This is a genomic window from Oryzihumus sp., assembly GCF_036391795.1.
Classification (GTDB): domain Bacteria; phylum Actinomycetota; class Actinomycetes; order Actinomycetales; family Dermatophilaceae; genus Oryzihumus.
The window spans coordinates 1-14831 of record NZ_DASVZH010000104.1 but is presented as its reverse complement, the minus strand read 5'-3'; the positions used below and the strand labels follow the sequence as shown (position 1 = coordinate 14831).

Here is a 14831-nt window from a genome sequence, read left to right as displayed (position 1 = left end):
CCTCGAGGCGTTGCTGCGCGGACCCGAGGAGGTCCTGCTCCTGGACGAGCCGGACAACTACCTCGACGTGCCGACCAAGCGGTGGCTGGAGGAGCAGCTCATCGGCTCGCCCAAGACCGTCCTGTTCGTCAGCCACGACCGGGAGCTGCTCGACCGCGTCGCGACCCGCGTGGCCACGCTCGAGCCCGGCGCGGCCGGCAGCACGCTGTGGGTGCACCCGGCCGGCTTCGCGACCTACCAGCAGGCGCGCATCGACCGGAACGCCAGGCTCGAGGAGCTGCGCCGCCGCTGGGACGAGGAGCACGCCAAGCTCAAGGCGCTGGTGCTCATGTACAAGACCAAGGCCGCCTACAACGACGGCCTGGCCAGCCGCTACCAGGCCGCCAAGACGCGTCTGGCCAAGTTCGAGGAGGCCGGCCCGCCCGAGGCGGTCGCGGGCGAGCAGAACGTGCGGATGCGCCTGACCGGAGGCCGCACGGCCAAGCGCGCGGTGATCATCGAGGGGCTGGAGCTGACCGGCCTCATGGCGCCGTTCGACCTCGAGGTCTGGTACGGCGAGCGGGTCGCGGTCCTGGGCAGCAACGGGTCGGGCAAGTCCCACTTCCTCCGGCTGCTCGCCCGCGGCGGCAGCGACCCCGACGTCGAGCACCGCCCGGTCGGGGACGTCGTCCCCGCCGCGGTCGAGCACACCGGTATCGCGCGCCTGGGCTCCCGGGTCCGCCCCGGCTGGTTCGCCCAGACGCACGAGCACCCGGAGCTGATGACCCGCACGCTGCTGGAGATCCTGCACCGGGGTGACGAGCACCGGGCCGGCAAGCCCCGCGACGAGGCGGCGCGGGCCCTGGACCGCTACGGCCTGGCCCGCTCCTCGGAGCAGACCTTCGCCTCGCTCTCGGGCGGGCAGCAGGCGCGGTTCCAGATCCTGCTGCTGGAGCTGAGCGGGGCGACGATGCTGCTGCTGGACGAGCCCACGGACAACCTCGACCTGCACTCGGCTGAGGCGCTGGAGGAGGGCCTGGCGGCCTTCGACGGCACGGTGCTCGCGGTCACCCACGACCGGTGGTTCGCCCGGGGCTTCGACCGGTTCCTCGTCTTCGGCGAGGACGGCGGGGTCTACGAGGCGAACGAGCCGGTCTGGGACGAGGGCCGGGTCCGCCGGGCCCGCTGAGACCGCGTCGACAGCCCACCGAACGCACCAATTCCGTCGAATCACCGCCCGAGAGCGGGTGAGACGACGGAATTGGTGCGTTCGGTCGCCAATGCCGTGAGGAGTCGGCCCGCTGCTGCAAGAACTTGCAGAAACTTTGCACTTCACCTCTGGTGTCGCGGCTGGGCTGGGGCCTAACGTTCGCGGGGCGGCCCGCCGGGGTGGGGGCCGCGACTCACCGACGGGCGGCCTCAGGGGGCGCTCGCTGACGTCCAGGAGTGCCCGTGGCCGGTCGCTGGTCCACCGTCGTCGCTGCCGTCGCAGCATCCACGCTCGCCACCGTCGGCCTCGTGCCGGGGCTGGCGCGCACCGCGGCGGCGGCCGACCGCACCGCCACGCTGGTCGGCTCGCTGCAGTCCGAGCTCGGCTGCTCCGGCGACTGGCAGCCGGACTGCACGGCCACCGACCTGACCCGCGACGGTGACGGCACGGCATACGGCAGGGACTTCCGGGTGCCGGCGGGCAGCTACGAGCTCAAGGTGGCCATCAACCACAGCTGGGACGAGAGCTACGGCGCCGACGGCGCCAAGGGCGGGGCCAACATCCCGCTGGTGCTGCAGGGGCCGGCCACCCTGCACGTGTCCTACGACGACCAGACGCACCGGATCGGCGTGACCCCGACCGACCTGCCCGGTCCGGCGACCGCGGCGGACACCGCGCTCGCCGGCACGAGCCTGCGAGGGCCGCTGACCCGCGAGCGGTTCTACTTCGTCATGGCCGACCGGTTCGCCAACGGCGACCCCGGCAACGACACCGGCGGGCTGACCGGCACCCGGATGGAGACCGGCTTCGACCCGACGGACAAGGGCTTCTACCACGGCGGTGACCTGGTCGGCCTGACCCAGAAGCTGGACTACATCAAGTCCCTGGGCACCACCTCGATCTGGCTGACGCCGGCGTTCAAGAACCGCCCGGTGCAGGGCAGCGGGGCCGACGCCAGCGCCGGCTACCACGGCTACTGGATCACCGACTTCACGAAGATCGACCCGCACCTGGGCAGCAACGGGGACATGAAGCGCCTCATCGCCGCCGCGCACGCCAAGGGGATGAAGGTCTTCTTCGACATCATCACCAACCACACCGCCGACGTCATCGACTACCAGGGCGGCCAGCACGGCTACATCTCGAAGGCCCAGCGCCCCTACACCGACGCCAGCGGGAAGGCCTTCGACGACAAGGCGTACGCCGGCGGCAGCACCTTCCCGGCGCTGGACCCGGCGACGTCCTTCCCCTACGTGCCGGTCTTCCGCACCGAGGCGGACAAGACCGTCAAGGTGCCCGCCTGGTTGAACGACCCCACGGTCTACCACAACCGCGGTGACTCGACCTTTGCCGGCGAGTCCGCGGAGTACGGCGACTTCGTCGGGCTGGACGACCTGTGGACCGAGCAGCCCAAGGTCGTGGGCGGCATGACCGACATCTACAAGCAGTGGGTCGACTTCGGCGTCGACGGCTTCCGGATCGACACCGTCAAGCACGTCAACATGGAGTTCTGGCAGCAGTTCGTGCCGGCGATCCAGGCCCGCGCCAAGGCTGACGGCAACGACAAGTTCTTCCAGTTCGGCGAGGTCTACGACGCCGACCCCAAGGTCATGAGCCGGTTCACCACGGCCGGCAAGCTGCCCGCCACCCTGGACTTCGGCTTCCAGTCCAACGCGCTCGCCTTCGCCCAGGGCAAGGCGACCACGGGGCTGCGCGACTTCTACGCGAACGACGACTACTACACCGACACCGACTCCAACGCCTACGAGCTGCCGACCTTCCTGGGCAACCACGACATGGGCCGGATCGCCATGATGCTCAAGGGGTCTGGCTCCTCCGGCGACGACCTGATGGCGCGCACGAAGCTCGCCAACGAGCTGATGTTCCTCACCCGGGGGCAGCCGGTCGTCTACTACGGCGACGAGCAGGGCTTCATCGGCAGCGGCGGCGACAAGGACGCCCGGCAGGATATGTTCGCCACGAAGGTGCCCGACTTCGCCTCGCAGGAGGTGCTCGGCGGCCCGTCCGGCAGCAAGGACCGTTATGACGAGTCCGCCCCGCTGTACCGCCAGCTCCAGTCCCTGGAGCGGTTGCGGGCCGCCAACCCCGGGCTCGCCGACGGCGCGCAGGTCCACCGCTACGCCTCCGACGGTGCCGGCATCTACGCCTTCAGCCGGGTCGACGCCGCGACCGGCACGGAGTACGTCGTGGCCGCCAACAACGCCACCACCGCGAAGTCGGCGACGTTCAGCACCTACAGCGACCGGATGCACTTCGCCCCGCTGCTCGGCGCCACGCGCGACCTGGTCTCCGGTGCGGACGACCGGGTCAGCGTCAGCGTCCCGCCGCTGTCGGTGTCGGTGTGGAAGGCCCGCAGCGGTCTGGCCCACCGGCGCACCGCTCCCGCCGTCTACCTCACCTCGCCCCAGGCAGGGGGAGTGGTCGGCGGCCGGGCCGAGGTCGGCGCCGCGATCCCGGAGAACGCGTTCGCCCAGGTGAGCTTCGCCTGGCGTGCGGCCGGCACGAGCCAGTGGCACCCGCTCGGCACCGACGACAACGCGCCCTACCGCGTCTTCCACGACGTCAGCGGCCTGGCCAAGGGCACCCTGCTGGAGTACCGCGCGGTGGCGCGGGACAGCAGCGGCAACATCTCGGCGAGCTCGTCCTACGGGGTCGTCGGTGACGCCCAGGCGGCGGGGAGCACCGGCGGCTCGGGCGGGGTCGGCCCGGTCACCCAGCCCGACAACGTCAGCGTGCCCGGCAGCGACAACTCCGAGATGGGCTGCCCCGGCGACTGGCAGCCCGACTGTGCCCAGGCCCAGCTCTCGCTGGACGCCAAGGACCAGGTCTGGAAGGGCACGACCAGCGCGATCCCGGCCGGGGACTACGAGTACAAGGCCGCGATCAACAAGAGCTGGGACGAGAACTACGGCGCCGGCGGGGTCAAGGGCGGCAGCAACATCGCCTTCCACGCCCCCGGCGGGCCGGTGACGTTCTACTACGACCACGCGACGCACTACGCGACCAGCACCGCGCAGGGCCCGATCATCACCGCGCCCGGCTCGTTCCAGAGCAAGCTGGGATGCCCGGCCGACTGGAGCCCGGACTGCATGCGCCCGTGGCTGCAGGACCCCGACGGTGACGGGACCTACACGTGGTCGACCGACCAGATCCCCGCGGGCAGCTACGAGTTCAAGGTGGCCCACAACCTGACCTGGGACGAGAACTACGGCGCCGGAGGTGCGCCCGGCGGAGCCAACATCGGCTTCTCGGTGCCCTCGGACGGCACCGTCGTGACCTTCTCCTACGTGCTGGCCACGCACCAGGCCAGCGTCAAGACCTCGCGGGCCGGGGCCGCCCCGGACCTGAAGAAGGCCAAGGCCTACTGGGTCAGCCGCGACCTGCTCGCCTGGCCGGCCACCGGCGTGCCCGCCGGCACCGACCCGGCGCTGCTGCACTGGCGGCTGCACTGGTCGCCGACCGGCGGCCTCGGCGTGGACGCCGAGGCGGTCACCGGCGGCTCCACCGCCGACCTGACGTATGACGCGTCGGGGCTCCCGGCCTCCGTCACCGCCGCGCACCCCGAGCTCAAGGGCTACCTCGCGCTGCGGCTCGACCCGAAGGTGGCCAGGCAGGCGGAGGACATCCTGCGCGGCCAGGTGGCCGTCGGGCTCTACGACGACCTCGGCCGGCTGCTCGACGCCACCGGGGTGCAGACCCCAGGGGTGCTCGACGACCTGTACGCGGCGGCGGCCTCCCGGCGCAGCCTGGGCGTCACGTGGGACGGGCGCGACCCGTCGTTCGCGCTGTGGGCGCCGACCGCCCAGTCGGTCGACCTGCTGACGTGGCCGGCCGGCTCGGCCGCCGACGCGCCGGTGTCCGCCGCCACGAGGACCGCCATGCGTCGCCAGGGTGACGGCTCGTGGACGGTGGCGGGCCGCCCGCAGTGGCGCGGCGCGCGATACCTCTATGACGTGGCGGTGTTCGCCCCCACCACCGGCCGGGTCGAGCACAACCAGGTCACCGACCCCTACTCGGTGGCGCTGACGCTGGACTCGACCCGCTCGGTGGCGGTGGACCTGGCCGACCCGGCCTACCGCCCGGCCCTGTGGTCGGGGGCGCCGGCGCCGAAGCTCAAGCAGGACGTGGACTCCACGATCTACGAGCTGCACGTGCGGGACTTCTCCGTCGGCGACACCACCGTGCCCGCGGACCACCGGGGTTCGTACCTGGCGTTCGCCGACAACGGCAACGGCACCAAGCACCTCAAGGCGCTCGCGGCCGCGGGGCTCAACACGGTGCACCTGCTGCCGACGTTCGACATCGCCTCGATCGAGGAGGACCCGGCCAAGCAGGCCAGGCCGGCCTGTGACCTGGCCTCCTACGGACCGGCCAGCGAGGAGCAGCAGAAGTGCGTCACCGCCGTCGCCGGCAAGGACGCGTTCAACTGGGGCTACGACCCGTGGCACTGGATGGCACCGGAGGGTTCCTACGCCTCCAGCGCAGCGGCAGCCGACGGCGGGCAGCGGGTCGCGCAGTTCCGCACCATGGTCGGCGGCCTGCACCGGGACGGCCTGCGGGTCGTCCTGGACCAGGTGTTCAACCACACGCCGGCCAGCGGCGAGGCGCCGACCTCGGTGCTCGACCAGGTCGTGCCCGGCTACTACCAGCGGCTGAACGCCACCGGTGCCGTGGAGACCTCGACCTGCTGCCAGGACGTCGCCACCGAGCACGCGATGGCGCAGAAGGTCATGGTGGACGCGGTCGTGTCGTGGGCCCGCAGCTACCACGTCGACGGGTTCCGCTTCGACCTCATGGGGCACCACAGCCGCGACACGATGCTGGCGGTGCGGCACGCCCTCGACGCGCTGACACTGCAGCACGACGGCGTGGACGGCCGCTCCATCTACCTCTACGGCGAGGGCTGGAACTTCGGCGAGGTGGCCAACAACGCGCTGTTCACCCAGGCCACCCAGGGCCAGCTCGGTGGCACGCACATCGGCACGTTCTCCGACCGGCTGCGTGACGCGGTCCGCGGCGGGGGCCCGTTCGACGAGGACCCGCGCAAGCAGGGCTTCGGCAGCGGCGAGTCGACCGACCCCAACGGTGCCGCCGTCAACAGCGGGGCGGCCTCGTCGCTGCAGCACGACACCGACCTCGTCGAGCTCGGACTGGCCGGCAACCTGCGGGCATTCACCTTCACCGACACCGAGGGGAAGGTGGTGCGCGGGGACCAGGTCGACTACAACGGCTCACCGGCCGGCTATGCCGACCAGCCCGACGAGGTGGTCAGCTACGTCGACGCCCACGACAACGAGACGCTGTGGGACTCGCTGACCTACAAGCTGCCGGTGGCCACGTCGATGGCCGACCGGGTGCGCATGAACACCCTGTCGCTGGCGACAACCGCGCTGTCCCAGACCCCGTCGTTCTGGCACGCGGGTGCAGACCTGTTGCGCAGCAAGAGCTTCGACCGCAACAGCTACGACAGCGGCGACTGGTTCAACACCCTCGACTGGACGGGGGCGGACAACGGCTTCGGCCACGGCCTGCCCCGCGAGGGCGACAACGGCAACAAGTGGTCGTACATGAAGCCGCTGCTGGCCAACCCGGCGCTCAAGCCCTCGGCGGCCGACGTGGCCACCGCCTCGGCCCAGGCCGAGGACCTGCTGCGCCTGCGCTTCTCCTCGCCGCTGTTCCGCCTCGGCTCGGCCGACGCGATCCGCGCCAAGGTCACCTTCCCGGTCTCGGGCACCGCCCGGGCGCACGACGGTGTGGTCGTGATGCGCATCGACGACACGGTCGGGACCGACGCCGACCCGGCCCTGAAGGGCCTGGTCGTGGTCTTCAACGCCTCGCCGTCCGCCGTGGCCCAGCAGCTGCCCGGTATGACGGGTGCCGACCTCGCGCTGTCCCCGGTGCAGGCCGGGGGAGCGGACCCGGTGGTCAAGACCTCGCGGTGGGACGCGGGCACCGGCACGCTGACGGTGCCTGCCCGGACCGTGGCGGTGTTCGTCCAGCACTGACGCCCGGGGTGTCCCGGTGAGGGCCCCGGTGTGCCCGGCCACACGGCATACCGGGGCCCTCGCCGTCCTGTGGCAGGGACCTCCGGCCCTGCGGGCCGTCTACGGACAGGTGAAGCGTGAACGCATGGGCGAGTACGTCGACGTCGGTGGGGTGCACACGTGGTACGACTCCGTGGGCGCCGGGCAGCCGCTCCTGCTGCTGCACGGCGGACTGGTGTCCAACACCATGTGGGGCGAGGTCACGGTGGCCCTCGGCCGGCACTTCCATGTCCTGGCGCCGGAGCGGCGCGCGCACGGGCACACCCCCGACGTGCCCGGGCCGATCACGTACGACGCGATGGCCGAGGACACGATCGGCTTCATGGAGAGCATCGAGTGCGGCCCGGCCGACCTCGTCGGATGGAGCGACGGCGCGGTGGTGGCCCTCCTCGTCGCCTTGCGGCGGCCGGACCTGGTGCGCCAGCTGGTGGTCTACGGCGGGCTGGTGGACGTGTCGGCCAACCTCCCGGCCATGGGGTACCTCGTCGCCGAGCCTCCGGACAGCCCGGCCCTGGAGGAGTTCCGGACCCGGTATGCCGCGCAGTCGCCGGACGGGGCTGAACACTGGCCGACGGTGTGGGGCAAGGTGGCCCACCTGTGGAAGACCGAGCCGCACATCGCGCTCACCGAGCTGCACCGGGTGCGGGCGCACACCCTGGTCATGGCCGGGGACGACGACCTGGTGCGGCTGGAGCACGTCGTCGCGATGTACGAGGCGATCCCGGACTGCGAGCTCGCGGTGCTGCCGGGGGCCTCGCACGCCGCGCACCTGGACAAGCCGGAGCTGTTCGACAGGATCCTGCTCGACTTCCTGCTCAAGGAGCCCGTCCCCACCATGTTGCCGATCCGGCGGGCCCAGGCCGGCGCACCGACCCCCGCCTGAGCGACTGTGCTCAGCCCAGGTGCCTTTGCTCAGCCGAGGCCGCTTTCGGGGCGCGGCTCGGGCCCGTCGAGCGGCCCGGGGTGAGCAAACCGGCCTGGGGTGAGCAAAGGGGCCTCAGGCGCGGCGGGGCGGGTCGACCGGCAGGGGACAGGTGTAGACGCTGACCCGCTTGGCCTGCGGGTTGCCGGCGCCGACGCGGCGGTAGCGCTCGAGCAGGTCCTGCAGCTCGCCGCGCAGGGCCGCGAGCTGGGCCGGGGTGACGAGCACGAGGTGGTCCTCCAGCCCGACCTGCTCCTGCCAGTCCCCGGGCCACTCCCCGCGGGTGTCCAGCCAGTCCTGGGCCTTCTCCGCGAAGTGCTGGACGTAGTCGCGGGCCAGCCAGTCGAGGGCGGCGTCGTCGTCGCCGTCGTCGGCGGGCTCGGGGCGGGGGCTGCCGCCGGGACTGGCCGCCCACAGGCGCCGCCGTCCCGTGCCCTCGCCGGTGTCGACCACGAGGCCGACCTCGGCCAGCTTGCGCAGGTGGTAGCTCGTCGCACCGGTGTTGGTGCGCAGCCGGGCCGCCAGGGCGGTCGCCGTGGCGGGGCCGGCGCCGCGCAGCTCGGCCATGACCCGCGCGCGGACCGGGTGGGCGAGCACCCGCAGGCCCGGTCCGTCGACGTGGAAGGGGGCGGAGGAGGCGGTCATGGATGCACAATAGTTGTGCACAAACTGTTTGCACAAACGACGTCGGGATCCCTCCAGGAGCCCGCTGACCGGCGGATTCGTGCTCAGGCCCGGGGTGAGGACGAGGATTTGGAGCCCTCTTCGCGGCGTCGGTAAACTCGTCTCTCGTTGTGCAACTGGCGGCCCGTGGGTCGCAGGCCCCCGGCCCGCCGGGCGGAGCGCACTCCACGTCGTTGAGTCATCACGAGAGAACGAAGGCATAACCGTGCGTACGTACACCCCCAAGGCCAGCGAGGTCACCCGCGCCTGGCACGTCATCGACGCGACTGACGTCGTCCTTGGCCGCCTCGCGAGCCAGACCGCGATCCTCCTGCGGGGCAAGCACAAGCCGACCTTCGCCCCGCACGTCGACACCGGTGACTTCGTCATCATCATCAACGCCGACAAGGTCGCCCTCACCGGCGCCAAGCTGGAGAAGAAGAAGGCGTACCGCCACTCCGGCTTCCCGGGCGGCCTCAAGGCCACGACCTACCAGGAGCTGCTCGCCAAGAGCCCCGAGAAGGCTGTGGAGAAGGCCATCCGCGGCATGATCCCCAGGAACTCCCTCGGCCGCCAGCAGCTGTCCAAGCTGAAGGTCTACGCCGGCAGCACCCACCCGCACCAGGCCCAGAAGCCGGTGCCCTTCGAGATCTCACAGGTCGCGCAGTAAGTCCGGCTCCCGCCTGACCTGTGCAGAAAACGAACGAGGAGAATCGTGGCTGACACCACCCCCGTCGACACCGCTGACATCGCGGGCGACGAGCAGGAGCTTTCCAACTACACCAGCGAGTCCGAGGCCCCGGCCGCGGCCGAGGCGCGCCGCCCGGTCGTCACCGCCCCGGGTGCCGGCACCGGTCGTCGCAAGCAGGCCATCGCCCGCGTGCGCATCGTCCCCGGCACCGGCGAGTGGAAGATCAACGGCCGCACGCTGGACGAGTACTTCCCGAACAAGGTCCACCAGCAGATCGTCAACGAGCCCCTGAAGGTGCTCGAGCTCGACGGCTCCTACGACGTGCTCGTGCGCGTCCACGGTGGTGGCCCCTCCGGCCAGGCCGGCGCCGTGCGCCTGGGTGTGGCCCGTTCGCTGAACGAGGTCGACGCCGAGGCGAACCGCCCGACGCTGAAGAAGGCCGGCTTCCTGACCCGCGACGCCCGCGTCCCGGAGCGCAAGAAGGCTGGTCTGAAGAAGGCCCGCAAGGCGCCTCAGTACAGCAAGCGCTGATCCATCGCAGTCCCGCCAGTGGCGGCTTCGGACCCTGCATGCGTGCAGGCCTTCGGAGCCGCCACTGCGGTTTTGGGGGTACGTTTCCACAGATGCCCCGCACCGCCCGCCCCTGCCGTATGGCGGGTGGCCCGGTGCGGGGGATGACTCCACCGAGAGGCTGAACTCGTGGCTCGACTCTTTGGCACCGACGGCGTTCGCGGGCTCGCGAACCGTGACGTCACCGCCGAGCTCGCCCTGGACCTGTCCGTCGCGGCCGCCCACGTGCTGGGCGAGGCCGGCGCGTTCGAGGGGCACCGCCCCCGCGCCGTCCTCGGGCGCGACCCACGGGCATCCGGGGAGTTCCTCGCGGCCGCCGTGACCGCCGGCCTGCTGTCCGCCGGCGTGGACGTGCTGGACGCCGGCGTGCTGCCGACCCCGGCGATCGCGTTCCTCACCGCCGACTCCGACGCCGACCTCGGCGTGATGCTGTCGGCGTCGCACAACGCCATGCCCGACAACGGGATCAAGTTCTTCGCCCGTGGCGGGCACAAGCTCCCGGATGACGTCGAGGACACCATCGAGGCGCGGATGCGCGAGCCGTGGGACCGCCCCACCGGCGAGCGCGTCGGCCGCCTGCGCAGCTTCGAGGGCGGGGCCGAGCGCTACGTCGAGCACCTGGTCTCGGCCCTGCCGCACCGCCTCGACGGCCTTCGCGTGGTCATCGACGCGGCCCATGGTGCGGCCAGCGAGGTCTCCCCCGAAGCGTTCCGCCGGGCCGGGGCCGACATCGTGGTCATCGGCGGCGAGCCGGACGGGCTCAACATCAACGACGGCTACGGCTCGACCCACCTGGACAACCTGCGCAAGGCAGTCGTCGAGCACGGCGCCGACCTCGGCGTCGCCCACGACGGCGACGCCGACCGCTGCCTGGCGGTCGACGCCCGCGGGGAGGTCGTGGACGGCGACCAGATCATGGCGATCCTGTCCCTGGCGATGCGCGAGCACGGCACCCTGGCCCAGGACACCCTCGTGGCCACGGTCATGAGCAACCTGGGCATGTTCCAGGCGCTCGAGCGCGAGGGCATCACGGTCAAGCAGACCGCCGTCGGCGACCGCTACGTGCTGGAGGAGATGAAGGCCTCCCGGCTCTCCCTCGGCGGCGAGCAGTCCGGGCACGTCATCGCCCTGGACCACGGCACCACCGGCGACGGGGTGCTCACCGGCCTGCTGCTGGCCTCCCGCGTCGCCGAGACCGGCCGCAGCCTGCAGGACCTCGCCTCGGTGATGACCCGCCTCCCGCAGGTCATGATCAACGTCAAGGGCGTCGACAAGAACCGGGTCGACGACCACGAGGACGTGCAGGCCGAGGTGCGGGCCGTGGAGAGCGAGCTGGCCGGCGCCGGCCGGGTGCTGCTGCGCAAGTCCGGCACCGAGCCGGTGGTCCGCGTCATGGTCGAGGCCGACAACGAGGTCCGCGCGACCGAGGCCGCCGAGCGCCTCGCCGCCGTGGTGGAGAAGCACCTGGCGCTCTGACCCAGGGTCTCGACGAAGGTCCGGCTCCCTCAGGGGCCGGGCCTTCTGCCGTCCTGGCCTCAGTCCAGGACGGTCAGCTCGTCGCCCACCCGCAGCGTGCCCAGGGTGTCGGGGATGAGCTGGCGGCCGAACCAGGTGAGCCCGTCCCTCCTGCGGTGCCGGGACAGGGTGCGGATCGGCTCCTTGTCGCGGCGCTGGGGCTCGTCGGGGTCGATCGTGGTCATCACGCAGCGGTCGATGTCCTTGACCACGCGCAGCTCCACCTCGCCGATGCGCACCCGTTTCCAGTCGTCCTCGGCGAACGCCCGGTCCACCCCGTCGATGACCAGGTTGGGCCGGAACCGTTGCACGGGAAGGGGATCGGGCGCCGGTTCACCACGCTCGAGCGCAGCCTCGGCGATCCAGTCGTTGAGCTGGCGCAGCGAGGCGGTGGTGGCGAGCGTGACCGGGTAGCCGTCGGCGAGGGCGACGCTGTCACCCGGACGGCCGTAGGCCGGGTTCGGGGAGCGGCGGGTCGGGTCGTCGCACCACACCAGGCGCACCCCCGGGCGTCCGAGCACCCGGACCAGCCACTCGTCCGCCTCGGCACCCGCGGGCCGGGCCAGCAGCTCGTGCCGGTGCAGGCGGACCGGGGCATGCGCGGCCTCGGGGCGGCCCACCGCGAGCCGGGGCGCGCCAGGAGCCTCGAGGACGAGCGTGTCGGCGGAGTCCGGCGTGCTGGCGCGCACCGTGAACAGGTCGCGCTCCTCCCGGGCCGACAGCAGCACCCCCTCGGCATCGACGACCATCCACCGGCGATCGCCCGCCAGCCCCCAGGGCTCGACCCCGACCTGCTCGACCGGCAGGATCGCCCCGCTCTTGAGCGGGTGGATGTGCAGCTGGCTCAGGCGCATTCGCGCATCGTCCCACGTCGAGGTGCCGGAGCGGGGCTGTCCGCAGGGAGGGCGGCCCCCGGCTGGGAGGCGACCGGTCGGCATACTGGCGGGGTCCACCCCACCCAGATCAGGGAGTCACGCATGCCGTTCGAGGAAGTCACCGAGGTCGCCTACACCACTGCCGCCACCGCCACCGGCGGGCGCAGCGGCCGCGTCACCAGCGCGGACGGCGTGGTCGACTTCGAGCTGGCCCGTCCCGGCAGCTTCAACGAGCCGAAGGCCAACCCGGAGACGCTGTTCGCCGCCGGCTACGCGTCCTGCTTCTCCGGCGCCCTGGCGTTCATGGCCGGCAAGGAAGGTGTGGACGTCAGTGCCTCCACGGTCACCGCGACCGTGTCCTTCGGCAAGACCGACACCGGCTTCGGCCTGGCGGTCGAGCTCGTCGCCGATGTCCCCGGGGTCGAGCCCGCCCTGGCCGCCAAGCTGGTCGACCTCGCCCACGAGTTCTGCCCCTACTCCAAGGCGACCCGCGGCAACATCGACGTCACCGCGCGCCTGGCCTGAGCCACGCCACAGGACACGGCCCGCCCGGGAGCACCCGGGCGGGCCGTGCGTCGTCCTGCCGGCTACTCCGGCTCGATGTCCCAGTCGAGGTCGCCGATGGCCTCCACGAGCTGGGCTCGCCCCTCGTCGAGGGCGTAGGTCGCACCCACCACGGCCAGTCGGCCGTCACCGACGCGCTGCCCGACGAACGAGGAGCGTTCAACGAGGAGCCGGATCGTCTGGCGCACGTGCTCGGCCTCGATCTCGTCGGGGGTGGTGAGGCCCTTGCGGTGTGCCGTGAGCACGCTGGGGGTGACCCGCTCGACGATGTCGCGGATGTAGCCACCGGGCAGGACGCCGTGCTCGACGGCGCTCATCGTCGCGCCCACGGCGCCGCAGCTGTCATGGCCGAGGATGACCACGAGCGGGATCTCGAGCACCTCGACGCCGAACTCGATCGACCCGAGCACGCCGGGGTCGATGACGTGTCCGGCGGTGCGGACGACGAACAGGTCGCCCAGGCCCTGGTCGAAGATGATCTCGGCGGCGACCCGCGAGTCGCCGCAGCCGAACACCAGGGCGAACGGCTTCTGGGCCGCGGCCAGGCTGTGCCGGCGCTCGACGTCCTGGTTGGGGTGCTCGTGACGCCCGGAGACGAAGCGGGCGTTGCCGCGCTCCAGCTCGACCCAGGCCTGCGTCGGAGTGCTGGGGCGGTCCACGTGCGCGCTCACAGGCCCGGCCGCTTCTGGATGCTCATCGCCATCGGCTTGGTGACCGAGGCGAAGAAGTCGTTGCCCTTGTCGTCCACGACGATGAACGCCGGGAAGTCCTCCACCTCGATCCTCCACACCGCCTCCATGCCGAGCTCGGGGTACTCCAGCACCTCCACGCTCTTGATGCAGTCCTGCGCCAGGCGTGCGGCAGGCCCGCCGATCGAGCCGAGGTAGAAGCCGCCGTGGCTCTGGCAGGCGCTGGTGACCTGGCCCGATCGGTTGCCCTTGGCCAGCATCACCATCGAGCCACCGGCGGCCTGGAACTGCTCGACGTAGGAGTCCATGCGCCCGGCCGTGGTCGGGCCGAACGAGCCGCTGGCGTAGCCCTCGGGGGTCTTGGCCGGCCCGGCGTAGTAGACCGCGTGGTCCTTGAGGTACTGCGGCATCTCCTCGCCGGCGTCGAGGCGCTCCTTGATCTTGGCGTGGGCGATGTCGCGGGCCACGACGAGCGGGCCGGTCAGGGACAACCGGGTCTTGACCGGGTGGCGGGTCAGCTCGGCGCGGATCTCGTCCATCGGCCGGTTGAGGTCGATGCGCACGACGTCGGTCGCGGACTCGTCCTCGAGGTGCTCGTCGGTCGTCTCGGGCAGGAACCGCGCCGGGTCGGTCTCGAGGGCCTCGATGAACACGCCCTCGGGGGTGATCTTGCCCAGCGCCTGGCGGTCGGCCGAGCAGGACACCGCGATCGCGATCGGCAGCGAGGCGCCGTGGCGCGGCAGCCGGATGACGCGCACGTCGTGGCAGAAGTACTTGCCGCCGAACTGGGCGCCGATGCCGAAGCTGCGGGTCAGCTCGAGCACCTGCTCCTCGAGGGCGGTGTCGCGGAACCCGTGCCCGGCGATGGTGCCCTCGCGCGGCAGCTCGTCGAGGTACTTGGCGCTGGCGTACTTGGCCGTCTTGAGCGCGAACTCGGCGCTGGTGCCGCCGATGACGATGGCCAGGTGGTAGGGCGGGCACGCCGAGGTGCCCAGCGAGCGGAGCTTCTCGTCGAGGAACGCCAGCATCCGCTCGGGGTTCAGGACGGCCTTGGTCTCCTGGTAGAGGAAGGACTTGTTGGCGCTGCC

The 14831-nt window shown here is 71.8% G+C and carries 11 protein-coding genes; 7 read left to right on the top strand and 4 right to left on the bottom strand.

Annotation, left to right across the window (positions count from 1 at the left end):
• The 3 genes from VF825_RS06100 to VF825_RS06090 all read left to right on the top strand — a co-directional run.
• Positions 1–1168: ATP-binding cassette domain-containing protein (locus VF825_RS06100; protein ID WP_331111212.1), on the top strand; the 1168-nt coding region annotated here is incomplete at its 5' end.
• A gap of 263 nt (positions 1169–1431) precedes the next feature.
• Complete coding sequence (pulA, locus tag VF825_RS06095) at positions 1432–7215, top strand: pullulanase-type alpha-1,6-glucosidase (RefSeq protein WP_331111210.1); 5784 nt, start codon at positions 1432–1434, stop codon at positions 7213–7215.
• A 16-nt stretch (positions 7216–7231) separates the two neighbouring features.
• Positions 7232–8137, top strand: coding sequence for an alpha/beta hydrolase (locus VF825_RS06090; RefSeq protein ID WP_331111208.1), 906 nt, complete (start codon positions 7232–7234; stop codon positions 8135–8137).
• A 114-nt stretch (positions 8138–8251) separates the two neighbouring features.
• Here VF825_RS06090 and VF825_RS06085 read toward each other — a convergent pair whose 3' ends face one another.
• Positions 8252–8821: a helix-turn-helix domain-containing protein gene (locus tag VF825_RS06085; RefSeq protein ID WP_331111206.1), complete on the bottom strand. Its 570-nt coding sequence runs from the start codon at positions 8819–8821 to the stop codon at positions 8252–8254.
• A gap of 244 nt (positions 8822–9065) precedes the next feature.
• Here VF825_RS06085 and rplM point away from each other — a divergent pair, with 244 nt between their 5' ends.
• From rplM to glmM, 3 genes are all read left to right on the top strand, one after another.
• Positions 9066–9509 carry a 50S ribosomal protein L13 gene (gene rplM, locus VF825_RS06080; RefSeq protein ID WP_331111204.1) on the top strand — a complete coding sequence of 148 codons (444 nt, stop codon included), beginning with the start codon at positions 9066–9068 and terminating at the stop codon, positions 9507–9509.
• A 45-nt stretch (positions 9510–9554) separates the two neighbouring features.
• Positions 9555–10061 carry a 30S ribosomal protein S9 gene (gene rpsI / locus VF825_RS06075; protein WP_141789326.1) on the top strand — a complete coding sequence of 169 codons (507 nt, stop codon included), beginning with the start codon at positions 9555–9557 and terminating at the stop codon, positions 10059–10061.
• A gap of 168 nt (positions 10062–10229) precedes the next feature.
• Complete coding sequence (gene glmM, locus VF825_RS06070; protein ID WP_331111200.1) at positions 10230–11576, top strand: phosphoglucosamine mutase; 1347 nt, start codon at positions 10230–10232, stop codon at positions 11574–11576.
• A gap of 59 nt (positions 11577–11635) precedes the next feature.
• Here glmM and VF825_RS06065 read toward each other — a convergent pair whose 3' ends face one another.
• Positions 11636–12469, bottom strand: a complete 834-nt coding sequence (locus tag VF825_RS06065; protein WP_331111198.1) for an MOSC domain-containing protein — start codon at positions 12467–12469, stop codon at positions 11636–11638.
• A 123-nt stretch (positions 12470–12592) separates the two neighbouring features.
• Between VF825_RS06065 and VF825_RS06060 the strand changes: the two genes are divergently transcribed.
• On the top strand, positions 12593–13015 hold the full coding sequence (locus tag VF825_RS06060; RefSeq protein ID WP_331111196.1) for an Ohr family peroxiredoxin: 423 nt from the start codon (positions 12593–12595) through the stop codon (positions 13013–13015).
• 62 nt (positions 13016–13077) lie between these two features.
• Here the strand turns inward: VF825_RS06060 and VF825_RS06055 are convergent, their stop codons facing one another.
• Both VF825_RS06055 and VF825_RS06050 read right to left on the bottom strand, forming a co-directional pair.
• Positions 13078–13725 carry a carbonic anhydrase gene (locus VF825_RS06055; RefSeq protein ID WP_331111194.1) on the bottom strand — a complete coding sequence of 216 codons (648 nt, stop codon included), beginning with the start codon at positions 13723–13725 and terminating at the stop codon, positions 13078–13080.
• On the bottom strand, positions 13722–14831 hold a 1110-nt coding region (locus tag VF825_RS06050; RefSeq protein ID WP_331111192.1), incomplete at its 5' end, for a FumA C-terminus/TtdB family hydratase beta subunit. The genes VF825_RS06055 and VF825_RS06050, both read right to left, overlap by 4 nt.